The organism is Bradyrhizobium sp. JR3.5 (genome assembly GCF_054057015.1).
In genome coordinates this window covers 2839395-2863690 of record NZ_JBSRYV010000002.1, presented here as the reverse complement: position 1 = coordinate 2863690, position 24296 = coordinate 2839395, and the positions used below count along the sequence as shown (strand labels likewise).

The following is a 24296-nucleotide window of genomic DNA, read 5'->3' as shown; positions in this document are numbered from 1 at the left end:
TGGAGCCCCTTTCTTTTTTCTGCGGCTTGAGAAAATATTGTCGGAATTGCCTGCTATCGTGGAATAACAGGCTACAGACAAGAAAACGGGAGGACGTCATGAAGGTGCAAGGCAGGTGCTATTGCGGCAGCGTGCGCTATGAGGCCGAAGGCGAACCGATGATGGCGGCGCAATGCCTGTGCCGCGAATGCCAGTACATCACCGGCGGCGGACCGAACATGTTCATGGCGATGCCGACCACCGGCTTCAAATACACCGCCAGCCAACCCAAGCAGTTCACCCGGAAGGACCTCGAGCGCGCCGTGACGCGCGAATTCTGCCCGGAATGCGGCACCCATCTCGTGACCAAGGTGCCGGGCCTGCCCGCCACGATCCTGAAGGTCGGCACGTTCGACGACCCCAGTGTGTTCACCCCGCAGATGACGATCTACACCTGCGACAAGCAGACCTTCCACCATGTCCCCGACGGCAAGCCGTCGTTCGAGAAGCTGCCGGCGCGGTAGTCGTCACATCGAGTACGTAGCCCGGACGAAGCGCAGCGCAATCCGGGAATAGCGTCTACGCGGCAAGACTGCCCCCGGATTTCGCTTCGCTTCATCCGCGCTACGCAGCTCACGCCGCGTCGCGCGCGTGCTCGACGCGGTCGCGGCCATGGCGCTTGGCGGCGTAGAGCGCCTGGTCGGCGGTTCGCATCAAATTGCCGAGATCGAAGCCGGAGTTCTTCAAGGTGAAGCCGATGCTGATCGTCACCGGCAGCTGAGTCACGCCGTCGAGGATCGTGCGCGCCGCGCAATCGCGGCGGATTTCCTCGGCGCCGTGCGCCGTCTGCTCGTGGCTCAGGCCGGTCACCACAGCTGCGAATTCCTCGCCGCCGTAGCGGGCGACCAGCGCGCCGTGCCGGATCGCGAACTGGCGCAACACGTCGGCGATCTCGACCAGCACTCTGTCGCCGATCTCATGTCCGTAGCGGTCGTTGATCGACTTGAAATGATCGATGTCGCACATCAGGACCGCCACCGACGCGCCATCCGCCTGCGCCTGGTCGAGCGCCGCGGCGGCCTCAGTGTCGAAGCCACGGCGGTTCAACAGGCCGGTCAGCTGGTCGGTCTGCGAGATCTGGGCGAGCTCGCGGCGGGTATGCGCGAGCTCCAGCATCAAGAGGCCGGCGCGATAGGACATCGCGCCACTAAGCGCGATTGAGATAAAGACGCCGGCGGTGAGCCCGAACAGCTGCATCTGCCCGACCGTGATCGGCGCGGCCAGATCGCGGCCGAACACCAGCATGCCTATGGTGAAGGACATCACCGCGGTCATGCCGGCGGCAATCACCATCACCTTGCCGGTACGGCACAGAACGTCGCCGCGTGTCTCGATCCTGATGGCCATGTCCGTCTGCACGTCCTCGCAATACACGGGATCATTCGGTCGTGCTGTGTTGCGAATTGCTGAAGGGATTCGTGCTGCGGGACGCTGGCGTTAATGGCGGGTAAAGCGGATCACTCGAATGCGTGACAGCGTGCGTGCGCCAGGCCCTTTCAGTCGATCAGGACTTCCTCGTCCGGCAGTTCGCTTGGCGCGCCGTCGCGCAGATAGCTTTCAAGGATGCCGGCCAGCGACAGCGGCGTGAGGCGCTCCTCCGCGCGGGATAGATCGGCGATCGGCCACCAGCGGAAGCAATCGAGCACCTTCGCCTCGGTCTTGTCGGCCATCACGGGCGCGAAGCGATCCGAGTGGACGATCCGGTATTCTTCCCTCTGGGAGATTCGCCGGCCGCCCCAGTTGAAGATGTGATGACGCCGCCAGACGGCGGGACCGGGCTCGAAATCGATTAGCCCCAATTCCTCGGCCAACTCCCGCTGCAACGCCGCTTCCGGCGTCTCGCCGGCCTCGATGCCGCCGCCGGGCGCGATCCAGAAACGGTTGCCACCGTGCGGCGGGTGAATCCGCATCAGCAGAACGTCGCGTTCACCCGTGATGATGAGCGCCCTGACGGCGCGGCGATGGATCATGTCTCGGTGCAATTTTGCTGCGGCTTTTCAATGCGGGTTTCTCAGGGGAGCGCTGATATCACGCGCCGGCCAAACGTGCCGCGCCGCCGATGGTTAATCGCGTCTTAACCTCGCCCTATCTATGGTGATTTGATCGGTTTACGGTCGGCTCCCCTCACCCCCGACCGCAGTGAAAGTGCTGGCTTTTCAACCATGGCAATGACCGCCTCATCCGGCTTGGCGCAGGGCGCCGGCGATGTCGCATCCGCCGGCCAGGCCGAGCGTTCCCCGTTCTTGCGTACAACCGAGCTGCTGGCGCCCTATCAGCCAGCCAAGCCTTTGATTACGCTGTCGTTAGGCGAACCGCAGCACCCGGTGCCCGAATTCGTCGGTCCGGTGCTGGCAAAGCATACCGCCGAGTTTGGCCGTTACCCGATCGCCAAGGGCATCGAGCCGTTTCGCCGCGCGGTCGCGACCTGGCTATCGAGCCGGTTCCAATTGCCGCGGCCGGTCGATCCCGAGAGCGAGGTGATGGTGCTGAACGGCAGCCGCGAGGGGCTGTTCTTTGCCGCCATCACCGCGTCGCGCTATGTCGCCGCGCGCAAGGGCCGGCCGGCGATCCTGATGCCGAATCCGTTCTATCCGGCCTATGGCGCCGGCGCCCGCGCGACCGGCTGCGAGCAGATCCATCTGCCGACCACGCTCGCCAACGGTTTTCTGCCCGATCTCGATGCGATCGACGAATCGACATGGGCTCGCACCGTGGCTTTCTTCATCGCCTCGCCTGCCAATCCGCAAGGCTCGGTCGCCTCGCGCGCTTATTTTGCGCGGCTGAAAGAGCTCGCCGACCGGTTCGGCTTCATGATTCTCTCCGACGAGTGCTATTCGGAGATCTACACCCGCGAGGCGCCGGGCAGCATTCTCGAATGCGCCGGTCCCGACTTCAGCAATGTGGTCGCGTTCCAGTCGCTGTCGAAACGCTCCAACCTGCCGGGCATGCGGGTCGGCTTCGCCGCCGGCGATCGGAAGTTTCTCGCTGCATTCCACGAGCTGCGCAACGTCGCCGCACCGCAGGTGCCGGTGCCCCTGCAGCATGTCGCGGTCGCCGCCTATAGCGACGAGGCGCACGTCGAGGAAAATCGCAGGCTCTATCGCATCAAGTTCGATTTCGCCGACCAGATCCTCGGCAACCGCTACGGCTACAAGCGTCCCGCCGGCGGCTTCTGCGTCTGGCTCGACGTCTCCGACCGCGGCAGCGACGAGGCCGCGGCGGTCAGGCTCTATCGCGACGCCGGCGTTCGCGTGATTCCCGGCAGCTATCTGGCGCGCGAGCAGAACGACGGTTCCAATCCGGGCGCGGGCTATATCCGCCTTGCGCTGGTCTCCGACAGTGAATCGACGGCCGAGGCGATGCATCGCCTGGTCGAAACCCTGGGTTAATCGCGAAGCGCGAAGATTGAGTATGCCAGCGATCGAACGTGTCATCCCCCTGGTCGGCCACCTGCCGCTCTCGTTGCGCGAGGCGCTGGCGCGGCGGCTGCGCGAACTCACCGGGCTCGGCCTGATCGCGTTGTCGGGCGCCGTCACCGCTGCGCTGATGACCTGGTCGGTGCAGGATCCGTCACTGAGCCACGCCACCTCGCGCGCGATCCGCAACGTGCTCGGCTATCCCGGCGCGATCGGCGCCGACCTGCTGATGCAGATTCTCGGCCTCGGCGCCATCATGCTGCTGCTGCCGGTGGCGGTGTGGGGCTGGCGGATGTTGACGCATCGTCCGTTCGACCGCGAGGCGCTGCGGCTCGGCTGCTGGATCCTGTGCACGGTGATCGCGGCGGGCTTCGCCAGCTGCTGGCCGCACAACACCGCATGGCCATTGCCGACCGGGCTCGGCGGCGTGGTCGGCGACGCGCTGCTGCGTGCGCCGGCCGTGGTGTTCGGGCCGCCGGGCTTCATCTATCGCGTCGTGCTCGGCCTGATCCTGTTTGCCGCGATGGCCGCGAGCTTCCTGTTCGCCTGCGGTTGGGGCGCCAAGGAGCAGGACGAGGAGCTGACGCCGATCTCTGACGACGACGAGCCGTTCGTCGAGGACGAAGACAACGACCGCAGCTCGGTCTCGCTGGGCTGGCTGTTCCACGCACTGATGAGCGCGAAAGCGCGGCTCGGCTGGCTGTTCTCGACCGCCTACAAATCGCTGGTCTCGAGCGGATCGCAGGGCCGCAGCGCTGCCTTCGAGCGCCAGGAGCCCAATATCGGCGGCGGCCGATCGGCGCCCTCGATCGCGCCCGCCCATGACGAGGATGAAGACGAGACCGAGGCTTTCGACGACGAGGAGGAAGAGGATGACGAGGAGGAAGCTCCCGTCGCCCGCGCCCCGCGCAAGAAGGCCGAGCCGAAGCCGAAGAAGAAGAACTCCGACAAGTTCGAGCTGCCGTCGGTCTCGGTGCTCAGTGCGCCGAAGGCGAGCGATCGCCAGCCGCTGAGCAAGGCCGAGCTCGAAGCCAATTCGCGTTCGCTGGAAGGCGTGCTGCAGGATTTCGGCGTGCGCGGCGAGATCGTCAAGGCCAACCCGGGCCCGGTGGTCACGCTGTACGAGCTGGAGCCCGCGCCCGGCATCAAGTCGTCGCGCGTGATCGGATTGTCCGACGACATCGCCCGCTCGATGAGCGCGCTGTCGGCCCGCGTCGCCGTGGTCGCCGGCCGCAATGCGATCGGCATCGAACTGCCGAACGCGCATCGCGAGAAGGTCTACCTGCGCGAGCTCCTGGTCGCCAAGGAAAGCGTCGATTCGGTTGCGAAGCTGCCGCTGTGCCTCGGCAAGACGATCGGCGGCGATCCCGTGATCATCGATCTCGCGCGCACGCCGCATATGCTGATCGCCGGCACCACCGGCTCCGGCAAATCGGTCGCGATCAACACCATGATCCTGAGCCTGGTGTACCGGCTGCGGCCGGATCAGTGCCGCCTGATCATGGTCGACCCGAAGATGCTCGAACTCTCGGTCTATGACGGCATCCCGCATTTGCTGACGCCCGTTGTCACCGATCCGAAGAAAGCCGTTGTCGCGCTGAAATGGGCCGTGCGCGAGATGGAAGAACGCTACAAGCGGATGGCCAAGCTCGGCGTGCGCAACATCGACGGTTACAATGCGCGCCTCGTCGAAGCGAAGGCCAAGGGCGAAGAGCTGACGCGCACCGTGCACACCGGTTTCGACAAGGAGAGCGGCAAGGCGATCTACGAGGAAGAGAAGCTCGACCTCGAGCCGCTGCCCTACATCGTCATCATCGTCGACGAAATGGCCGACCTGATGATGGTCGCCGGCAAGGACATCGAAGGCGCGGTGCAGCGCCTCGCGCAGATGGCGCGCGCCGCCGGCCTGCACGTGATCCTCGCCACGCAGCGTCCGTCGGTCGACGTCATCACCGGCACGATCAAGGCGAACTTCCCGACCCGCATCGCCTTCCAGGTGACGTCGAAGATCGACAGCCGCACCATCCTTGGCGAGATGGGCGCCGAGCAGCTGCTCGGCCAGGGCGACATGCTCTACATGGCGGGCGGCGGCCGCATCAGCCGCGTGCACGGCCCGTTCGCATCGGACGAGGAAGTCGAGAAGGTGGTGCGCCACCTCAAGACGCAAGGCCAGCCGGAATATCTCGAAGCCGTCACCGCAGAGGAGCCGACCGACGAGGACGGCGCCGTGTTCGATGCCACCGGCATGGGTGGCGACGGCGGCGGCGATCTGTTCACGCAGGCGGTTGCGATCGTCAAGCGCGACCGCAAGGCGTCGACCTCCTACATCCAGCGCCGGCTGCAGATCGGCTACAACCGTGCCGCCTCGCTGATGGAGCGGATGGAACTTGAGGGCATCGTCGGCCCGGCGAATCACGCCGGAAAGCGCGAAATCCTGGTCGGGGAGGAAGAAGGCCAGTTCTGATCGGGGACGATCATCACGGAAAAACCATATCTCCCTCGGAAGACGCGGGATAAAATCCGGCGAAGCGGGACGAGCGTCGAACAGAGACCTGACATATCTGATGGCAAAACATCTCATTGACCGCGGCACGCGCACTGCGCTGGCTCTTCTCGTCACCGCCGCGATCGCCGGCGGCGCGACTGCGCAGAATGCCCCGGCGACGCCGAAACCCATGGCCAACGCGGGACCTAAGGCTGCGCCGAAAGCCAAGGACGCCGGCGCACAGAGCAATGCGGACAAGGGCCCGGCTACCACGGGCGCCACGCAGGCGCCGCCGGACCCGGTGATTCCCGATCCGCGCCGCAACGTCCCCGCCAACATCTTCCAGACCTTCGACGCCAACCAGAAGGCGCAGGCCGCCAAGGTCTCGGCCTATCTGTCGTCGCTGCAGACGCTGGTCGGAAATTTCGTCCAGGTCGGTCCCGACGGCACCAAGACCAAGGGCGATTTCTACATCCAGAAGCCCGGCAAGCTGCGCTTCGAATATGACAATCCGAGCACCATCGAAGTGATCGCCGACGGCTCGTCGGTCGCGGTGCGCGATCGCAGGCTCGCCACCCAGGACATCTATCCACTGTCGCAGACCCCGCTGCGCTATCTGCTGTCGGACCGCATCGACCTGATGAAGGACACCAACGTCGTCAGCGTCACCGCCGACGACGTGTTCGTCAGCATCACGATCGAGGAGAAGCAGGCGCTGGTCGGCACCAGCCGCTTCCTGCTGATGATCGGCGCCAAGGACGGCAAGCTCAAGCAGTGGACCGTCACCGATCCGCAGGGCTACGACACGACAGTTGCGGTCTACAATCTCGACGCGACGCAGAAGCCCGATCCGGGGCTGTTCAAGATCGACTTCACGACCTATCCGGGTTCTTCGCCGGGCTAGCCATCTTGCGTAGGATGGGTAGAGCGCAGCGAAACCCATCACCTTCGTGCCGCGAATTGAGATGATGGGTTTCGCTTCGCTCTACCCATCCTACGGCGCTTGCTTGTGGACAAAGCGCCAACCCGCACCGAGAACCGTGCTAAGACGCACCTCTCATGCGGTTCTCCGTCACCACCTGGAACATCAACTCGGTGCGCCTGCGCATCGACATCGTCGCCAAATTCCTGAAGAGCGCGCGGCCGGATGTGCTGTGCCTGCAGGAGACCAAGTGCATCGACGATGCGTTTCCGCTGAAGCGCTTCAAACGGCTCGGCTATGAGCACGTCGCGCTGAACGGGCAGAAGGGCTATCACGGCGTCGCCATCGTCTCGCGCCTGCCGTTCGAGACGACCGACATCCGGACCGGACATTCTGCGACAAGATCGACTCGCGGCACATCTCGGTTTCCTTTGGCGAGAAGGCGCAGCTTTCAAAACCGCTGGTGCTGCATAATTTCTACGTGCCGGCCGGCGGCGACATTCCCGATCCCGCGCTCAATCCGAAGTTCGAGCACAAGCTGCAATTCCTCGACGAGATGAAGGCCTGCGAGCCGCTGCATCCGCGCGGCGACGACCGTCACATCCTGGTCGGCGACCTCAACGTCGCGCCGCATGAGAACGACGTGTGGTCGCACAAGCAGCTGTTGAAGGTGGTCTCGCATACGCCGGTCGAGACCGAGAAGCTGCTCGCAGCCCAAGCCCATGGCGAATGGTTCGACATCGCGCGCGAGCGGATCCCGATGTCGGAAAAGGTCTACACTTGGTGGAGCTATCGCGCCGCGGACTGGACCGTCGGCGACCGCGGCCGCAGGCTCGACCATATCTGGGTCTCGCGTGCGCTGAAGGATCAGGTTAGCGATTTCAAGATCACCCGCGACGCCCGCAGCTGGGAGCGCCCGTCGGATCATGTGCCGGTCACGGCGGTGATGGAGGTTTAGTCTCGCTGTCGTCCCTGCCTAGAGCGTTTTCAAGCGAAGTGGGGTACCGGTTCGCGCTCGCGATGCTCGCTTGTCCCGGACGACGAGGAATTACGTGCTCAACTTCCCGCCCGCTATCAGGATATCGCTGGCCAGCTGGCTCGTCCGCAGCGCGAGTTCGTCGCGGAGGCGGCGGGCTGCGGCCGGATCGCTTTCCAGCACGCGCTGGAACAGGCTGCGCGCGACGCGGATCACCGAGCCGCGCTCCAGCGCGGTCGCGGTCGAGGGCCGTTTCATCGCGACGATCAATGCGAGCTCGCCGATCAGCGCGCCGGGACCGGCGATGATCTCGGCGCCGCCTTCCTCGACCCGGAACGTGCCGCGCTGCACGACATAGCCGGCATCGGCCGTGTCGCCGGTCTTGAACAGCACCTCGCCTGCGTTGAAATCGCGTTGCTCGGAGCCGATCGCCAGCATGCGCAAGGAGCTGTCGCCCAACAGACGCATCGTCGGGACCTGCTCAAGCAGGGCTACGTCATCATCGATCGACATTCAGGGCCGGTAACCGCGGTGCGCCTCGATTTCACGAATCGTTGAGCGCGAAGCGTATCACGGCACCAGCTTGTAGCCACCGGCTTCCGTCACCAGGATTTCCGGGTTGGCGGCGTCCTTCTCGATCTTCTGGCGGAGGCGGTAGATGTGGGTTTCCAGCGTGTGGGTGGTGACACCGGAATTGTAGCCCCAGACTTCCTGGAGCAGGGTCTCGCGCGACACCGGCATCTGGCCGGCACGGTAGAGGAAGCGCAGGATCGCGGTTTCCTTCTCGGTCAGCCGCACCTTGCGGGCATTGGCGCCGGTGAGCATCTTCGAGCCGGGCCGGAACGAGTAGGGGCCGACCGAGAACACGGCGTCCTCGCTGGCCTCGTGCTGGCGCAGCTGCGCCCGGATCCGGGCCAGCAGCACCGCGAAGCGGAACGGCTTCGCCACATAGTCGTTGGCGCCGCTTTCGAGGCCAAGGATGGTGTCGGAATCGGTGTCGTGGCCGGTCAGCATGATAATCGGGGCCTTGAAGCCGCCCTTGCGCAGGCTGCGGACCACTTCGCGGCCGTCGGTGTCGGGCAGGCCGACATCCATCAAGACCAGATCGGGAGAATTGGCTTTGGCGGCAGTGGCGCCCTTGGCGCCGGTGTCGACTGCGGAGGCTTCGAATTCCTCGTGCAGGGACAGCTGCTCGACCAGCGTATCGCGCAGATCGGTATCGTCATCCACGATCAAGATCTTGCGGGCATTGGCCATAGGTACAATCCTTCGGGGGCGGGGCGGTCAGAAGCGGGCAGCGCTTATGGCCGTAGCATCGGCTAGATACGTGCTCAGGTAGGCCATCGTTACCGATTCACAAGGCAAGACAGTCTACCTCAAATCCGGCGGGGCAGGACGTGAATGTCCTGTAATGCCGGGAGATAGAATGATCGAACCGTCCAAGGCAAGTTCAGTTTTGAACGATTCTTAAGGGAAGACCAGCTATTTCAATCACTTATATGACAGCGAAACGTGATCGCCCGCTCTCCGCCATCGAGGTTCACAGCGCCGCCGGCGATCCGCGCCGGGGTTGGCTGACTGCCGATGGCTGGACCGTTCCCGTGGCGCTCGGACGCGGCGGAATCCTCGCCAACAAGCGCGAGGGCGACGGCGGCACGCCGCGCGGCATCTTCCATCCGCGGCGGCTTTGGTGGCGCGCCGACCGGCACCGGCGTCCGGTGACCTTCCTGCCGGCGCGGCCGATCCGTCGCGAGGACGCCTGGTGCGAGGATCCCGCCGATCGCCATTACAACCAGCCGATCCGGCTCGACCGAGGGCAGGGCGGCGACCGCCTGACGCGCGAGGATCACCTCTACGACTTCATTGTCGAGATCGACCACAACGCCGCGCCGCGCATCGCCGGCCGCCGGCAGCGCCGTGTTCCTGCATCTGGCGCGGCCGAATTTCGCCCCGACAGCGGGCTGCGTCTCGATGACCAAGGCGTCGATGCTGCGGCTGCTGCGGCGGATGTCGCCGCAGACCAAAATCATCATCGGGTAAAATTCTCGAATAGCTGAGCATCGGTTTTCCCACGCGACAAGCGCGACGCGTTTGTGCTGAGATTGCGCGCAGCAGAAAGACATTCCCAAGAATGATTCACGGGGGAAGCGAAAAACCATGCTCGACAACAACCAGATCGCCGCCGCTGCAAAAGTCCTGCACGATCACTGGCACGCAGGAACGAAACTCGGCGCGCTCGAAGGCGCCATGCGGCCGCGCGACCGCGTCGAGGGTTACGCGGTGCAGGCTCAGCTGGAAAAGACATCGCGCGAAAAACTGTTCGGCTGGAAGATCGCGGCGACCAGCGAGGCCGGCCAGAAGCATATCAATGTCGCAGGGCCGCTAGCCGGGCGCATCCTCGCCGAAACATTGATCGCCGATGGCGGCACCGCATCGATGACGGGCAACGAGATGCGCGTCGGCGAGCCGGAATACGCCTTCCGCATGGCGCGCGATCTCGGTCCGCGCACCACACCGTACAGTGTGCAGGAGGTACTCGACGCGGTCGGCACGCTGCATCCCGCGATCGAGATTCCGGATTCACGCTTCGCTGATTTCGCATCCGCCGGCGAGGCGCAGCTGATCGCCGACAATGCCTGCGCGCATCTATTCGTGCTCGGACCTGCAACGTCGGCCGACTGGCGCGCGATCAATCTGGTCGAACAACGCCCGACCATCACGCTGCGCGGCGAGCGCTACACCGGTCATGGCAAGAACGTACTCGGCGATCCCCGTGTGGCACTCGCCTGGTGCGCCAACGAGCTGCGCGCGCTTGGCCTGACGTTGCGGGCAGGAGAGGTCGTCACCACAGGCACCTGCCATCCGCCGCTGCCGATTCAGGCCGGCGATATGTTCGCAGCCGATTTCGGCGCGATCGGAAAAGTGTCGGTGACGTTTGCGTAGGCGGCGCGCGCTCAACGCACACACCGCCGTCGTCCTGGCGAAAGCCCAGGACCCATTACCACCGCTGTCGCTTGCAAGATGAATGTCTCGCCGCGTGCCCTTTGCGATGGCCGCGGCGTATGGGTCCTGGCTTTCGCCAGGACGACAGTCAGGGATGCGCCACCGTCCGCGTCCCGAAGATCGCCGAGCCCACCCGCACATGGGTCGCGCCCATCTGGATCGCCACCGCGAAATCCGCGCTCATGCCCATCGAGAGATTCTTCAGCCCGTTGCGCGCGGCGATCTTGGCGCACAGCGCGAAATGCGGCGCCGGGGCCTGGTCGACCGGCGGGATGCACATCAGTCCTGAAATCTGAAGGCCATAATTGTCGCGACATGCCGCGATGAAGGTATCCGCGTCCTGCGGCGCGACGCCGGCCTTCTGCGGCTCCTCGCCGGTGTTGATCTGGACGAACAGCTCCGGATGCTTCCCTTGATTTTTGATTTCCTTGGCTAACGCTTCGCAAATGCTGGCGCGGTCGACCGAATGGATCGCATCGAACAGCGCGACCGCCTCCTTGGCCTTGTTCGACTGCAACGGCCCGATCAGATGCAACTGCAGTCCCGGATGAGCCTGGATCAATTCCGGCCACTTGCCCTTGGCCTCCTGCACGCGATTTTCGCCAAATACGCGCTGTCCGGCGCGAATAATCGGAAAAATTGCGTCGGCCGCGAATGTCTTCGACACCGCGATCAAGGTCACCGACGCGCGCTCGCGACGCGCTTCCATGCAGGCGTGTGCGATCTCCTGCTCCACGGCGGCGAGGCCGTGTGGTGAATCAGCCGATAACGGCGCGGTCGGGCTTTGTGTCATGCTTGTGCCGTTCTCTGACAGGCGCGGGGGGGTTGGCTCGAATTTTACCAAATTCGGGAAAGGCTTTTTGAAGCCCTTCACTCTACCTTGCGCCCGGGCAAGGGACCAGAATGTCGGGCGTCACTTTCAACCGCAACCGGGTCAAACTCAAGAAGGTTCTGGGCATTCGTGCCCGGCTCGCCTTGCTTGCGGTGATGCTGGTCGCGCCCTTGATGCTCGATCGCGTCCGCACGCTGGAGAATTTCCGCTCAACGCAGATCGCGCAGGCCACGGCAGGCTATGCCAACCTCACCGCGCACGCCGCCGAAACCCAGCGCGAGGTGGTCTCCTCGGTCGAGACCATGCTGAAATCGGCCGCCTATATCCGCGCTTCCGGCGGCATCGGGCAGAGCTGCGAGGTGCTGCGCGCCAGCCTGCCGACGGTGCTGCCATGGATTCGCAGCATCATGTTCGTCTCGAGAGACGGGCTGGTACAGTGTTCGACGCTCAACAGCCAGGTCGGGCTCAATCTCGGCGACCGCGAATATTTCAAGAAGGCGCAGGACAACCGCGGCTTCGTGTTCAGCGACTATCTGCGCGGCAGGACCAATGGCCGCCCGATGATGATGGCCGCCTATCCGGTGGCCGCGATCAATCCGGAGCTCGACTCCATCGTCGTCGCCGGCATCAACATCGACTGGCTGTCGCAGATCATGGCCAATCTCGGCGGCCAGCCCGGCATGTCGGCCGTGCTGGTCGACTCGACCGGCGTCGTGGTCGCAGCCCCCGCGGATCATGCGAGCCTGATCGGCCGCTCGCTCGACACCATCCCCTTGATGTCGGCGATTGCCGAGAAGGCGCTGAGCTACGACGAGCCGTCAGGCTCGGTGTCGTTCACGGCGTCCGACGGCGCGCAGCGCACGCTGAGCTTCGCCCGCATCGCCGGAACACAATCCCGCCTGATCGTGAGCATGGATGAGGCCAAGGTGACGGCGGCGATCAGCCGCGAGATCCGCACCGCCTATCTGCAGCTCGGCTTCGTCTGTCTCTTCGTTTTATTGGGTGCGCTGGTCGGCGCGGAGCGGCTCGTGATCCATCCGATCGAGCTGATGACCAGCATGGCGCGCCGGTTCGGGCGAGGGCGACTGGTCGGCGCGCGTCGCCAAACACAAGCTGCCGTCGGAATTCGTGCCGCTGGCGCGCGCCTTCAACGCGATGGCGGCGCAGCTCAGCCAGCGCGAGCGCGAGCTCGTCGCCTCCAACGACCGCCTCACCGTGATGGCCTCGATCGATGCGCTGTCCGGCCTCGCCAACCGCCGCGGCTTCCAGAGCCGGCTCGATTTCGAGTGGATGCGGGCGCAGCAGTATGAATGCGAGCTCTCGCTGATGATGATCGATGTCGATCACTTCAAGCTCTACAACGACACCTACGGCCACCCGGAGGGCGACGTCTGCCTGACCCGGATCGGCGAGACGCTGGCCGGGATCGCCGCCGACACCATGGGCTTTGCCGGCCGCTATGGCGGCGAGGAATTCTGCCTGCTGTTGCCGAACACCGACGCCGCGCACGCACTCGCGATCGGCGAAACCGTGCGCACCGCAATCCTCGGCCTCGCCGTGCCGCACGCCCCCTCGAGCCATTGCGTCGTCACCGTCAGCGTCGGCGTCGCCGCGACCAAGCCCAACGAAACCCAGCGCCCCGGCGACCTGATCGAAGCCGCAGACGCCGCCCTCTACGCCGCCAAACGCCGCGGCAGGAATGCCGTGATCGAGCACGGCTTCCTGCAGACGCTGGATGAAGCGGGGATGGCGCTGGCGAGCTGAGCGGCGTCGCGAGAACGCGGAGGAACCATGACCACCGGCGACGGGGGAGGCTGAGGGCGGCGCCCCCTGCGACAGCGGCAGGGCGGCTGCGCGACGGGATCAGGCGTTTGGAGCCCCCAAGCCGTTGACCCCATGGGCGATTTTATGGCCTAGTCCGCCGTCCCCGGATGGGACCCGAAAATCACCCACAGCCACCCAGAATCCCTGCGATTTCATGACCGCCGAACGCTACAACGCCCGTGAATCCGAACCCCGCTGGCAAGCCACCTGGGACGAAAAGGCGATCTTCGCCTCCAAGAACGACGATCCACGGCCGAAATACTACGTGCTCGAGATGTTCCCGTACCCGTCGGGGCGCATCCATATCGGCCATGTCCGCAACTATACGCTCGGCGACGTGCTGGCCCGCTTCATGCGCGCCAAGGGCTTCAACGTGCTGCACCCGATGGGCTGGGATGCGTTCGGCCTGCCGGCGGAGAATGCCGCGATCGAGCGCAAAGTGGCGCCGAAGGCCTGGACCTACGACAACATCGCCGCGATGAAGAAGCAGCTCAAGTCGATCGGGCTGTCGCTCGACTGGAGCCGCGAGTTCGCAACCTGCGACCCCAGCTATTACAAGCATCAGCAGAAGATGTTCCTGGACATGCTGCGCGCCGGCCTCGCCGAGCGTGAGAAGCGCAAGCTGAACTGGGACCCGGTCGACATGACCGTGCTCGCCAACGAACAGGTGATCGACGGCCGCGGCTGGCGCTCGGGCGCCGTCGTCGAGCAGCGTGAGATGAGCCAGTGGGTCTTCAAGATCACGAAGTAAGCGCGCAGGAGCTGCTGGAGGCGCTCGACGGTCTCGACCGCTGGCCCGACAAGGTGCGGCTGATGCAGCGCAACTGGATCGGCCGCTCGGAAGGTCTGCTGATCCGCTTTGCGCTTGATGCGGCGACGACGCCGGCCGGCGAGAACGAGCTGAAGATCTTCACGACGCGGCCGGACACGCTGTTCGGCGCAAAATTCATGGCGATCTCGGCGGACCATCCGCTGGCGCAGGCGGCGGCCGCGAAGAACCCGAAGCTTGCCGAGTTCATCGCCGACATCAAGAAGATCGGCACCGCGCAGTCGATCATCGACACCGCCGAGAAGCAGGGTTTCGACACCGGCATCAAGGCGGTGCATCCGTTCGATCCGAGCTGGAAGCTGCCGGTCTATGTCGCGAACTTCGTGCTGATGGAATACGGCACCGGCGCGATCTTCGGCTGCCCGGCGCACGACCAGCGCGACCTCGACTTCGTCAACAAATACGGCCTCGGCAACGTGCCGGTGGTCTGCCCAGAGGGCCAGGACCCGAAGACGTTTTTCATCACCGACACCGCCTATGGCGGTGACGGCCGCATGATCAATTCGCGCTTCCTCGACGGCATGACCATCGACGCGGCAAAGGAAGAGGTTGCCAAGCGTCTGGAGAGCGAGCTGCGCGGTAATGCGCCGGTCGGCGAGCGGCAGGTTAATTTCCGGCTGCGCGACTGGGGCATTTCGCGCCAGCGCTATTGGGGTTGCCCGATCCCGGTGATCCACTGTCCCAAGTGCGACGTGGTGCCGGTGCCCGACGACCAATTGCCGGTGACGCTGCCGGAGGATGTCAGCTTCGACCGGCCGGGCAACGCGCTCGACCATCATCCGACCTGGAAGCACGTCAACTGCCCGAAGTGCGGCGGCAAGGCCGTCCGCGAAACCGACACGATGGACACCTTCGTGGACTCGTCGTGGTACTTCGCGCGCTTCACCGATCCATGGAACAAGACGGCGCCGACCACACCTGTGGTCGCCAACCGGATGATGCCGGTCGATCAGTATATCGGCGGCGTCGAGCATGCGATCCTGCATCTGCTCTACAGCCGCTTCTTCACCCGCGCGATGAAGGCGACCGGTCACATCGACATGAGCGAGCCGTTCGCCGGCATGTTCACCCAGGGCATGGTGGTGCACGAGACCTATCAGAAGGCCGACGGCAGCTGGGTCACCCCGGCCGAGGTCAAGATCGAGGTCGGCGGCAACGGCCGCCGCGCGGTGCTGATGGCGACCGGCGAGGACATCGCAATCGGCCCGATCGAGAAGATGTCGAAGTCGAAGAAGAACACCGTCGACCCCGACGACATCATCGCGAGCTACGGCGCCGACGTCGCGCGCTGGTTCATGCTGTCGGACTCCCCGCCGGACCGCGACGTGATCTGGAGTGACGAGCGGGTGCAGGGCGCCGCGCGTTTCGTGCAGCGGCTGTGGCGACTGGTGAACGAATCGGCCGAGATCGCCAAAGCGGCGCCGGCGGCCCGGCCGGGCACCTTTGGGCCCGAGGCGCTGGCGTTGCGCAAGGCCGCCCACAGCGCGCTCGACAAGGTGTCGTCCGGGATCGAGCGGCTGCATTTCAACGTCTGCCTCGCCCATATCCGCGAATTCGCCAATGCGTTGTCCGAGGTGCTGGCGAAAGGCGACAAGCCGGCGCCGGACGTGGCCTGGGCGGTCAAGGAAGCCGCGACCATCCTGGTCCAGCTGTTTTCGCCGATGATGCCGCATCTGGCCGAGGAGTGCTGGGTGGTTCTGGGCCAGTCCGGGCTGGTTTCCGAGGCCGATTGGCCGCAAATCGAACGCGATTTGCTGGTCGAAGACAGCGTGACCCTGGTCGTCCAGGTCAACGGTAAAAAACGAGGTGATGTTACCGTGCCACGGGCGGCGCAAAATGCGGATATAGAGGCTGCCGTTTTGGCGCTCGATGCGGTAAAAGCCGCACTGGGCGGCAAACCCGTCCGCAAGGTGATCGTGGTGCCCATGAGGATCGTCAATGTTGTCGGCTAGGATCAGGATCGCCGCCCGGCTCGTGGCCGTGGCAGCCTTGGCCGCGCTGACGGCTGGTTGCTTCCAGCCGATGTATGCCGAGCGCACCCTCGACGGTCAGTCGTCCGCCTTGCGCGAAAAGCTGATGGGCGTCGAGGTTCCGCCGGTCGACAAGGCGAACGCGTCCCGCGAGGCCCGGGTCGGCGTCGAAGTCCGCAACGCCCTCGCCTTCAAGCTCTACGGCACCGCCACCGGCGCGCCGCCGACGCACCGGCTGGTGCTGCGCTTCTATACCAGCCGCTCCTCGCTGATGATCGACCCGACCACTGCGCTGCCGACCAGCGAGAACTACGGCATCGATGCCCAGTTCAACCTGATCGAGATCGCGTCGAACAAGTCGGTCATGACCGGCACCACGTTCTCGCGCGTGTCCTATGACATGCCCGGCTCCTACCAGCGCTTCGCCCGTACCCGCGCCCTCCGCGACGCCGAGGACCGCGCCGCGCAGGAGATCGCCGACAACATCCAGACCCGCCTCGCCTCGTTCTTCTCAGCCGGGACCTGATCGCCGCATTGGTCGCGCTTCGCGGAAAAGAGATCGACAGCTTCCTCGCCCGGCCTGACGCCGGTCGCCCGATCATCCTGCTTTACGGTCCGGACCTCGGCCTGGTGCGCGAGCGCGCCGACGCACTGATGGCCTCCGCCGTCGACGATCCCAACGATCCATTCTCGCTGGTGCGGCTCGATGGCGACGAGCTCGCCGCCGAACCATCGCGGCTGGTCGACGAGGCCATGACGGTGCCGCTGTTCGGCGGCCGCCGCGCCATCCGCGTCCGCGCCGGCTCGCGCAATTTCGCAAGCGGCGTCGAGACGCTGACCGAGACCCCAGCACTCAAGGATTGCCGCATCGTGATCGAGGCCGGCGAGCTCCGGCCGGAATCGCCGCTGCGCAAGATCTGCGAGCGCGCCAAGACTGCGGTGGCGATCGGCTGCTATCCCGACACCGAACGCGACCTGACCAAGCTGATCGAGGACGAGCTGCGCGTCTCCAACCTGCGGCTCGCACAGGATGCGCGCGCGGTGCTGATGTCGCTGCTCGGCGGCGACCGCATGGCCTCGCGCAACGAGCTGCGCAAGCTCACGCTGTTCGCGCATGGCAAGGATGAGATCACGCTCGACGACGTGATGACCGTGGTCTCCGACGCCTCCGAGCTGAAGCTCGATCCGATCGTCGACGGCGCGTTCGCCGGCAACGCCGCGCTGGTCGAGAGCGAGTTCACCAAGGCGATGGTCGCCGGCACCTATCCCGGCGTGATCATCTCGGCCGCGCAGCGCCAGGCGGCGTGGCTGCACAAATCGGCACTCGCGATCGCGGACGGCACGCCGGCGTCAACCGTGCTCGAAGGCGGATTCCCGCGGCTGCATTTCTCGCGCAAACCGGCGGTCGAGATCGCGCTGCGCAATTTCACGCCGCCACGGCTGGTGAACGTGATCGACCAGCTCGCGACCGCGGCGCTCGACATGCGCAAGCAGGCCGCGCTCGCCGCCGTCATCGCGCAGCGCGCGCTGCTGTCGATCGCGGCGAACGCGAAGCGGCGGGGGTGACGCACGATATTGGGGCGGCGTCATTGCGAGCGAAGCGAAGCAATCCATCTTCCCGCATGCTCGGAAAGATGGATTGCTTCGTCGCTGTCGCTCCTCGCGATGACGTGGAGAGATAGAGATGTCGGACGAGCTAGCCGCCCTCCAGCCGCCGCACCACCTCGTCGAGCTGCTCGAGGTTGCGGTAGCTGATCTGGACGGTGCCGCCGGGATCGCGGTGGCTCACAGTGACGGCAAGGCCGAGCGCATCGCTGACGCGCTTCTCCAGCGCCAGCGTGTCGGCGTCCTTGTCGACCTTGGCCGCGGCGCTGCCGCGCGGCTTCTGCGGCTTACGCTCCGGCACGCCCTCCTCATGCGCCAGCGCCTCGGCCTGGCGGACGTTGAGGCCCTCGGCGACGATGCGCTTCGCGGCGGCGAGCGGATCGGGCACGCCGATCAGCGCGCGGGCGTGGCCGGCGGAGAGATCGCCCTTCGAGATCAGCGCCTGCACCTCGGCGGGAAGCTTGGTCAACCGCATCATGTTGGCGACATGGCTGCGGCTCTTGCCGACGATCTTGGCGATGTCTTCCTGGCTGCGTTTGAACTCGTCGGCGAGCGCGTGATAGCCCAACGCCTCTTCCATCGCGTTGAGGTCTTCGCGCTGGACGTTCTCGATGATCATGATCTCGAGCGCGTCTGAATCGCTGACCTCGACCGGCACGATCGGCACTTCATGCAGGCCGGCGAGTTGCGAGGCGCGCCAGCGGCGCTCGCCGGCGATGATCTCGTAGCGATCCTGCACGCCCTTGATGGCGCGCACCACGATCGGCTGGATCACGCCACGCGCCTTGATCGAATCGGCGAGCTCGCCGAGTTCGGTGTCGGCGAAGCTGCGCCGCGGATTGCGCGGGGTTGGCCTTGAGGAATTCGATCGGCACCTTGCGCTGCGTGCGCGGCCGCTCGACATGCGCGGCCGCCTCGCCGCCGACATCTCCGATCAGGCTTGCCAGCCCGCGCCCCAGTCGCGAACGCGCTTCATCGGCCATTGTTGCGAGCTCCCTTGGATTCACACGCAGTACTCCAGACTTGAATTTCAGAATCGTCGGATGGGCCGCGCGCCGCGAAACCCATCGCTCTCGTTGCGTGCCAGGATGGGGTTCGCTTCACTGCGCCCATCATCGGCATCGTCAGTGCGCGCGCAGCTCGCGCTCGCGCTGGATCACTTCGGTGGCGAGCTTGAGATACGCATCGCTGCCGGCGCATTTGAGGTCGTAGACCAGGACCGGCTTGCCGTAGGACGGCGCTTCCGAGATGCGCACGTTGCGCGGGATCATGGTGTCGTAGACCTTGTTGCCCATGAACTGACGCACGTCGGCAACCACCTGGTTGGAGAGGTTGTTGCGCGAGTCGAAACACATCGTCAGCACGATGCCGTGGATCGACAGGGTCGGATTGAGCGTCGAGCGCACCTGCTCCACGGTCTGCAGCAATTGCGACAGACCTTCGAGCGCGAAGAATTCGCACTGCAGCGGCACCAGGATCGCATCCGACGCCGCCATCGCATTCACGGTAAGCAGGTTGAGCGAGGGCGGGCAGTCGATCAGCACGTAGGTGTAATCGGAGTCGGGCGAGACGTTGTTGTTCAGCCCGGCGATCGCATCGCGCAGCCGGAAGGCGCGGCCCGGTGTGGTGCCGAGCTCGAGCTCAAGGCCGGAGAGATCCATGGTGGAGGCTGCGATATGCAGCCGCGGCACCGCGGTCGCGACCACGGCATCGCGCAGCGGCGCTTCACCGATCAGGACGTCGTAGGTCGAGCAACTGCGGTTGCGGCGATCGATGCCGAGACCGGTCGAGGCGTTGCCCTGCGGATCGAGATCGACGATCAGGACACGCTCGCCAATCGCAGCGAGTGCAGTGCCAAGATTGATCGCTGTGGTGGTCTTGCCGACGCCGCCCTTCTGGTTGGCGAGCGACAGGATGCGCGGATGGCCAGGCGGCTGGGACGCCTTATCCTCTTGATAAACCTCGTCCATCACAGTCATACCAAAATACCATTTGCTCTTGCGGAGTCCCCTAGCGCCGCTCGATTGACCCGAGTTCGACGATCCAGCCCTGTCCGCCGGTCCGGCTGGAGTGTAGCTTTGGCTCAATAATCCAATATTTAGTGGCCTCGGTCAATTCGGCCTCTACATCTTGACCCTTCAAAAACAGCGCCTTGGCGCCCTTTTTGACCCACGGCTCCGCAAAGCCGATGAGTTGATGTAACGGAGCCAGCGCCCGCGCGGTGACGCAATCGATGGGACCTGCGATTCTATCCACAGTATCCCCGATATCAGCCAGAAGCACCGTCCCCGGTGACGCCGTGACCCGTATCGCCTCGCGCAAGAATGCAGCCTTCTTGGCGATTCGTTCAACCAGATGGATCCGTGCGCCGGGCGTGTCGGCCAACGCACAGGCGAGCACGACGCCGGGAAAGCCCCCGCCGCTGCCGAGATCGACCCAGGATTTTGCTGAGGGTGCGAGGCTCAGCAGCTGCAGCGAATCGGAGACATGCCGCGTCCATAGATTCGCAAGCGTGGAGGGCGCGACGAGATTGGTCTTGGCCTGCCACTCCAGAAGGAGGGCGACGTAGCGATCGAGCCGCGCCTCTGTTTCACGTGAAACGGGCGTGAGTGCGAGCGCCGCAGCCTTGTCCTTGGCGGAGACGCTGGGTTCGGCGGATTGCGGGGCTGGAGCCATTCTTGGTGCAGGCCGTTTGTCTGACGTGGTGAAAGCCGGTGGCGACGCCGACGAGCGGCACCTGGGTCGATTCGGGTCGAGTCGCCTTCACAAAGGATAGGCGCTCACCCCTCGTGTTTCACGTGAAACGTCAGGCGGTCGCCTTGGCCGATTTCCGTCGTGCCTCGCGCCGCAAATAGGCCGCCAGGATACCCAGCGCCGCCGGCGTCATGCCGTCAATCCGGCCCGCCTGCCCGACCGTCCGCGGCTGCGCCTTCTGCAGCTTGGCGCGGGCCTCATTCGAGAGACCCGGCACGTCGGCATAGTCGACATCGGTCAGGACGAGGCTCTCGTCACGCCGGAAGGCGTCAACGTCGGCGGTCTGGCGCTTCAGATAGACATCGTATTTGGCATCGATCTCGAGATGCACCGCGATCGCAGGGTCAATGGCCGACAGCTCCGGCCAGATCGCCTGAACTGCGGGCCACTCGATCTCCGGGTAGGCCAGCAGCTCGAAGGCGGACCGACGATGACCGTCGCGATTGAGCGCCAGCCCATGCTTGGCGGCCTCGTTCGGCGTGATCGCAAGTGACTTCGCCAACGCCTTGGCCGCGCCCAGCGCCGCCATCTTGGTCCGGTGACGTTCCGCCCGCGCCGTTCCGACGCATCCAAGCGCGATACCCTTGTCGGTCAACCGCTGATCGGCATTGTCGGCCCGCAGCGTCAGCCGGTATTCGGCCCGCGAGGTGAACATCCGATAGGGTTCGGTGATCCCGCGGGTCACGAGGTCATCGATCATCACCCCGAGATAGCCGTCTGCGCGGTCGAACACGATCGGATCGGTCCCGCTGGCGGCCAGTGCGGCATTGAGCCCGGCAACGATGCCCTGCCCCGCCGCCTCTTCGTATCCCGTGGTGCCATTGATCTGGCCGGCCAGGAAAAGTCCGCGCAGACGCTTGGTCTGCAAGGTCGGATCGAGCTCGCGGGGATCGACGTGATCGTACTCGATCGCATAGCCCGGCCGGACCATCTTCACCCGTTCGAGCCCGGGGATGCTGGCGAGGATCGCGAGCTGGACCTCTTCCGGTAGCGAGGTCGAGATGCCGTTGGGATAGACCGTGCTGTCGTCGAGCCCTTCCGGCTCCAGGAAGATCTGATGGCCGTCGCGATCGCCAAAGCGGACGATCTTGTCCTCTATCGAGGGGCAATAGCGGGGCCCAGAGCTCTTGATCTGGCCGGAATACATCGGCGAGCGATGCACATTGGCCCGGATCACCTCATGGGTCGCCGGCGTGGTGCGGGTGATGCCGCACTGGATCTGCGGGGTCGTAATCCGGTCCGTCATAACCGAAAACGGCTCCGGAGACTCGTCTCCGGGCTGCATTTCGACCGCGGACCAGTCGATCGTGGTGCCGTCGAGGCGCGGAGGCGTCCCGGTCTTGAGCCGGCCGAGCACGAAACCTGCCCGTTCAAACGAGGCCGACAGACCCATCGCCGGCGCCTCGCCGACCCGGCCGGCCGGCCAGTTCTTCTCGCCGAGATGAATCAGACCGCGCAGGAAGGTGCCGGTCGTGATGACAACGGCACCCGCTGAAAGCTGACGGCCATCACCCAGGCGAATGCCGGTCACGCGCCCATCAATGACAATCAGCTCATCCGCCTCGCCTTCGATGACGGTCAGGTTCGCAGTCTTTGTGATCGCCGCCTGCATCGCGGCTGCATAGAGCTTGCGGTCGGCCTGAGCCCGGGGCCCACGGACCGCCGGACCCTTCCGGCGATTGAGCATGCGGAACTGGATGCCGCCGGTATCGGCGACCCGGCCCATCAAACCGTCCAGCGCGTCGACTTCGCGGACCAGATGGCCCTTACCGAGGCCGCCGATCGCGGGATTGCAGGACATCGCGCCGATGGTCGTAAAACGATGGGTCACCAGGGCTGTCTTCGCACCCATCCGGGCGGCCGCACTCGCGGCCTCGCAGCCGGCATGGCCGCCGCCGATGACGATGACGTCAAATGTGTCTGCCCTGGAAGTCATGGCGGACTTCTATCGCGGAGTGATGAAAGCCGGAAGAACGAAGTTGGGTCGCGGGCCCGAGAACCAATCTTGGGTCGAGATATGGATTGATTTCGCCTTCGTCTAGCCTTCGGGGGCAAGTCGCTTCGTTCGCACTGACGGGAGCGGACCTGTTTCACGTGAAACAGGTCCGGTCATACCGCGACATTTGTTTCACGTGAAACAGGAGGAAGTGTCCTTAACCAGATCGAAACCATGTTTCACGTGAAACAGATGGGGCGCCCGCTACTTCCCGACACAGAACTCGCGGAAGATGACGTCCAGGATGTCCTCGACATCCACCCGACCGAGCAGACGTCCGAGCGAATAAGCGGCCCTGCGAAGTTCCTCGGCGGCGAGTTCCTCACCCTGCCCGACCACATCGATGCTGCGCCGGAGAGATTCGACGGCCTCCTCAAGCATTCCGCGCTGCCGCGTCCGGCTGATCAGACCGCCCTCGCTGGTCGCGAAATAGTCGTGAGCGAAACCGACCAGTGCGGCGATCAGTTCCGAGAGGCCGTCGCCGCGGGCAGCCGAGATCCGGAACTCGGGGTAACTGCTGTCTTCACCCGACGGGGCCCTGACGAGGTCGATCTTGTTTCGCACCAGCCAGGTTGGCGTCGTTCCCCCATGCCCGACCTTGGGCGCCGCGGCTGTCGGCCAACCACAGCACGAGATCGGCTTCCGCGGCGCGGGCCCGAGCGCGGCGAACACCCTCCTGCTCCACCGGGTCGTCGGTCTCGCGGATCCCGGCGGTGTCGATGACCGTGACAGGATAGCCATCGAGATCGAGCTGCACTTCGATCACGTCGCGGGTGGTGCCGGCATGCGGCGAGACGATCGCGACCTCGCGCTTGGCAAGCTGATTGATCAGGGTCGATTTGCCGACATTCGGCGGACCTGCGATCGCGACCACCAGGCCGTCGCGCAGCCGCTCACTTTGCCCCTGCCCGGCAAGGACTTGCTTGATCTCATCATGTAGCGCCCGGATCTTCTCGAGCGCCGGCGCGATCAGCTCCGCCGGGACATCGCCTTCATCGGAGAAATCGATGCCGGCCTCGATCAGCGCCGACGCCGCGATGATCCGCTCGCGCCAGTCGCGCGCGCGATCGCCGAGCAAACCTTTCAGCTGGCGCAGCGCCTGGCGCCGTTGGCGATCGGTATCGGCATGGATCAGATCGTCGAGGCCTTCGGCCTCGGTCAGGTCGAGCTTGCCGTTCTCGAACGCCCGCCGGGTGAACTCGCCGGGCTCGGCCGGCCGCACATTCTCGAACGCCGCGAGGGCATTGAACAGCGCCGCCAACACCGCGCGTCCGCCATGGACATGAAATTCGGCCACGTCCTCGCCGGTCGCACTGGCCGGTCCCGGGAACCACAACACGACCGCATCATCGATCGGCTGATGATTCGAATCGCGGAGCAACGCGCGGGTCGCCATTCGCGGCACCGGGGTCTTGCCCGCCAGTCCTGCAATGACCGACTCGGCCATTGGGCCAGACAATCTGACAATGGCGATCGCGCTCGGCGGCCGCCCGGAGGACAATGCGAAGATGGTCTGGTCGCGCGGATGCATCGCCTATTTCTTCCAGCAAATCGGCAAAGGCAATGCCGCTTCCATTTCGCGCGCCATGCCGGAAATATACTGCAATGCAACATAACCCATCTGGTTGCGACAAGCGCGTGGCAA

Annotated in this window: 16 protein-coding genes and 6 pseudogenes; 12 read left to right on the top strand and 10 right to left on the bottom strand. The window is 65.0% G+C overall.

Features of this window, described 5'->3' with window-relative positions; all coding sequences use genetic code 11:
- Positions 1-98 precede the first annotated feature (98 nt).
- Positions 99-503 carry a GFA family protein gene (locus ACVWW1_RS30615; protein ID WP_173639873.1) on the top strand — a complete coding sequence of 135 codons (405 nt, stop codon included), beginning with the start codon at positions 99-101 and terminating at the stop codon, positions 501-503.
- 109 nt (positions 504-612) lie between these two features.
- Here ACVWW1_RS30615 and ACVWW1_RS30610 read toward each other — a convergent pair whose 3' ends face one another.
- Both ACVWW1_RS30610 and ACVWW1_RS30605 read right to left on the bottom strand, forming a co-directional pair.
- Entirely contained in the window at positions 613-1386 is a 774-nt protein-coding gene (locus ACVWW1_RS30610) for a GGDEF domain-containing protein (RefSeq protein WP_456658448.1), read from the bottom strand.
- A 149-nt stretch (positions 1387-1535) separates the two neighbouring features.
- Entirely contained in the window at positions 1536-2009 is a 474-nt protein-coding gene (locus ACVWW1_RS30605) for an NUDIX hydrolase (RefSeq protein ID WP_456658447.1), read from the bottom strand.
- Positions 2010-2201: 192 nt separating this feature from the next.
- On the opposite strand from ACVWW1_RS30605, the gene ACVWW1_RS30600 reads away from it, so the two are divergent.
- From ACVWW1_RS30600 to ACVWW1_RS30585, 4 genes and pseudogenes are all read left to right on the top strand, one after another.
- Positions 2202-3428 (top strand): aminotransferase class I/II-fold pyridoxal phosphate-dependent enzyme, encoded by a 1227-nt coding sequence (locus ACVWW1_RS30600; RefSeq protein WP_456658446.1) that lies wholly within the window; start codon positions 2202-2204, stop codon positions 3426-3428.
- A 16-nt stretch (positions 3429-3444) separates the two neighbouring features.
- Positions 3445-5919, top strand: coding sequence for a DNA translocase FtsK (locus ACVWW1_RS30595; protein ID WP_456658445.1), 2475 nt, complete (start codon positions 3445-3447; stop codon positions 5917-5919).
- 100 nt (positions 5920-6019) lie between these two features.
- The gene (locus tag ACVWW1_RS30590; RefSeq protein ID WP_456658444.1) at positions 6020-6844 is read left to right on the top strand and encodes an outer membrane lipoprotein carrier protein LolA; all 825 of its coding nucleotides are present in this window, start codon (positions 6020-6022) and stop codon (positions 6842-6844) included.
- 155 nt (positions 6845-6999) lie between these two features.
- Positions 7000-7820 (top strand): annotated as a pseudogene (locus ACVWW1_RS30585) (exodeoxyribonuclease III).
- Positions 7821-7910: 90 nt separating this feature from the next.
- On the opposite strand, the gene ACVWW1_RS30580 reads toward ACVWW1_RS30585, so the two are convergent.
- Positions 7911-8351: a Crp/Fnr family transcriptional regulator gene (locus tag ACVWW1_RS30580; RefSeq protein ID WP_176534510.1), complete on the bottom strand. Its 441-nt coding sequence runs from the start codon at positions 8349-8351 to the stop codon at positions 7911-7913.
- A 57-nt stretch (positions 8352-8408) separates the two neighbouring features.
- Positions 8409-9095: a response regulator transcription factor gene (locus ACVWW1_RS30575; protein ID WP_016841446.1), complete on the bottom strand. Its 687-nt coding sequence runs from the start codon at positions 9093-9095 to the stop codon at positions 8409-8411.
- A 242-nt stretch (positions 9096-9337) separates the two neighbouring features.
- On the opposite strand from ACVWW1_RS30575, the pseudogene ACVWW1_RS30570 reads away from it, so the two are divergent.
- Positions 9338-9878 (top strand): annotated as a pseudogene (locus ACVWW1_RS30570) (L,D-transpeptidase family protein).
- 117 nt (positions 9879-9995) lie between these two features.
- Positions 9996-10781: a 2-keto-4-pentenoate hydratase gene (locus ACVWW1_RS30565; protein ID WP_456658443.1), complete on the top strand. Its 786-nt coding sequence runs from the start codon at positions 9996-9998 to the stop codon at positions 10779-10781.
- Positions 10782-10929: 148 nt separating this feature from the next.
- On the opposite strand, the gene ACVWW1_RS30560 is transcribed toward ACVWW1_RS30565, so the two are convergent.
- Positions 10930-11634, bottom strand: coding sequence for a YggS family pyridoxal phosphate-dependent enzyme (locus ACVWW1_RS30560; RefSeq protein WP_456658442.1), 705 nt, complete (start codon positions 11632-11634; stop codon positions 10930-10932).
- A gap of 110 nt (positions 11635-11744) precedes the next feature.
- Between ACVWW1_RS30560 and ACVWW1_RS30555 the strand changes: the two are divergent.
- From ACVWW1_RS30555 to holA, 4 genes and pseudogenes are all read left to right on the top strand, one after another.
- Positions 11745-13437, top strand: a pseudogene (locus tag ACVWW1_RS30555) (sensor domain-containing diguanylate cyclase).
- Positions 13438-13651: 214 nt separating this feature from the next.
- A pseudogene (leuS, locus tag ACVWW1_RS30550) lies at positions 13652-16278 on the top strand (leucine--tRNA ligase).
- Positions 16265-16822: an LPS assembly lipoprotein LptE gene (gene lptE, locus ACVWW1_RS30545; RefSeq protein WP_097676204.1), complete on the top strand. Its 558-nt coding sequence runs from the start codon at positions 16265-16267 to the stop codon at positions 16820-16822. Before leuS ends, lptE begins: the two are co-directional and overlap by 14 nt.
- Before the next feature lie 8 nt (positions 16823-16830).
- Positions 16831-17862, top strand: a complete 1032-nt coding sequence (holA, locus tag ACVWW1_RS30540; protein ID WP_456658441.1) for a DNA polymerase III subunit delta — start codon at positions 16831-16833, stop codon at positions 17860-17862.
- A 130-nt stretch (positions 17863-17992) separates the two neighbouring features.
- Here holA and ACVWW1_RS30535 read toward each other — a convergent pair.
- The 5 genes and pseudogenes from ACVWW1_RS30535 to mnmE form a co-directional block, all read right to left on the bottom strand.
- Positions 17993-18884, bottom strand: a pseudogene (locus tag ACVWW1_RS30535) (ParB/RepB/Spo0J family partition protein).
- A 141-nt stretch (positions 18885-19025) separates the two neighbouring features.
- On the bottom strand, positions 19026-19880 hold the full coding sequence (locus ACVWW1_RS30530; RefSeq protein ID WP_456658440.1) for a ParA family protein: 855 nt from the start codon (positions 19878-19880) through the stop codon (positions 19026-19028).
- 31 nt (positions 19881-19911) lie between these two features.
- Positions 19912-20577 (bottom strand): 16S rRNA (guanine(527)-N(7))-methyltransferase RsmG, encoded by a 666-nt coding sequence (rsmG, locus tag ACVWW1_RS30525; RefSeq protein ID WP_456658439.1) that lies wholly within the window; start codon positions 20575-20577, stop codon positions 19912-19914.
- A gap of 130 nt (positions 20578-20707) precedes the next feature.
- Positions 20708-22591, bottom strand: a complete 1884-nt coding sequence (gene mnmG / locus ACVWW1_RS30520; protein ID WP_456658438.1) for a tRNA uridine-5-carboxymethylaminomethyl(34) synthesis enzyme MnmG — start codon at positions 22589-22591, stop codon at positions 20708-20710.
- A gap of 264 nt (positions 22592-22855) precedes the next feature.
- Positions 22856-24182 (bottom strand): annotated as a pseudogene (mnmE, locus tag ACVWW1_RS30515) (tRNA uridine-5-carboxymethylaminomethyl(34) synthesis GTPase MnmE).
- Here mnmE and ACVWW1_RS30510 point away from each other — a divergent pair.
- The gene (locus ACVWW1_RS30510; protein WP_456660851.1) at positions 24118-24267 is read left to right on the top strand and encodes a hypothetical protein; all 150 of its coding nucleotides are present in this window, start codon (positions 24118-24120) and stop codon (positions 24265-24267) included. The pseudogene mnmE and the gene ACVWW1_RS30510 sit on opposite strands and share 65 nt — an antisense overlap.
- Positions 24268-24296 lie beyond the last annotated feature (29 nt).

Excerpts from the sequence above, each read along its gene's own strand:
- ACVWW1_RS30605 (WP_456658447.1), bottom strand. The coding sequence starts at position 2,009 with ATGATCCATCGCCGCGCCGTCAGGGCGCTCATCATCACGGGTGAACGC.
- ACVWW1_RS30565 (WP_456658443.1), top strand. The coding sequence starts at position 9,996 with ATGCTCGACAACAACCAGATCGCCGCCGCTGCAAAAGTCCTGCACGAT.
- ACVWW1_RS30510 (WP_456660851.1), top strand. The coding sequence starts at position 24,118 with ATGGCGATCGCGCTCGGCGGCCGCCCGGAGGACAATGCGAAGATGGTC.
- ACVWW1_RS30575 (WP_016841446.1), bottom strand. The coding sequence starts at position 9,095 with ATGGCCAATGCCCGCAAGATCTTGATCGTGGATGACGATACCGATCTG.
- ACVWW1_RS30530 (WP_456658440.1), bottom strand. The coding sequence starts at position 19,880 with ATGACTGTGATGGACGAGGTTTATCAAGAGGATAAGGCGTCCCAGCCG.
- ACVWW1_RS30580 (WP_176534510.1), bottom strand. The coding sequence starts at position 8,351 with ATGTCGATCGATGATGACGTAGCCCTGCTTGAGCAGGTCCCGACGATG.
- rsmG (WP_456658439.1), bottom strand. The coding sequence starts at position 20,577 with ATGGCTCCAGCCCCGCAATCCGCCGAACCCAGCGTCTCCGCCAAGGAC.
- ACVWW1_RS30560 (WP_456658442.1), bottom strand. The coding sequence starts at position 11,634 with ATGACACAAAGCCCGACCGCGCCGTTATCGGCTGATTCACCACACGGC.
- ACVWW1_RS30590 (WP_456658444.1), top strand. The coding sequence starts at position 6,020 with ATGGCAAAACATCTCATTGACCGCGGCACGCGCACTGCGCTGGCTCTT.
- ACVWW1_RS30600 (WP_456658446.1), top strand. The coding sequence starts at position 2,202 with ATGGCAATGACCGCCTCATCCGGCTTGGCGCAGGGCGCCGGCGATGTC.
- lptE (WP_097676204.1), top strand. The coding sequence starts at position 16,265 with ATGTTGTCGGCTAGGATCAGGATCGCCGCCCGGCTCGTGGCCGTGGCA.
- ACVWW1_RS30615 (WP_173639873.1), top strand. The coding sequence starts at position 99 with ATGAAGGTGCAAGGCAGGTGCTATTGCGGCAGCGTGCGCTATGAGGCC.
- ACVWW1_RS30610 (WP_456658448.1), bottom strand. The coding sequence starts at position 1,386 with ATGGCCATCAGGATCGAGACACGCGGCGACGTTCTGTGCCGTACCGGC.
- mnmG (WP_456658438.1), bottom strand. The coding sequence starts at position 22,591 with ATGACTTCCAGGGCAGACACATTTGACGTCATCGTCATCGGCGGCGGC.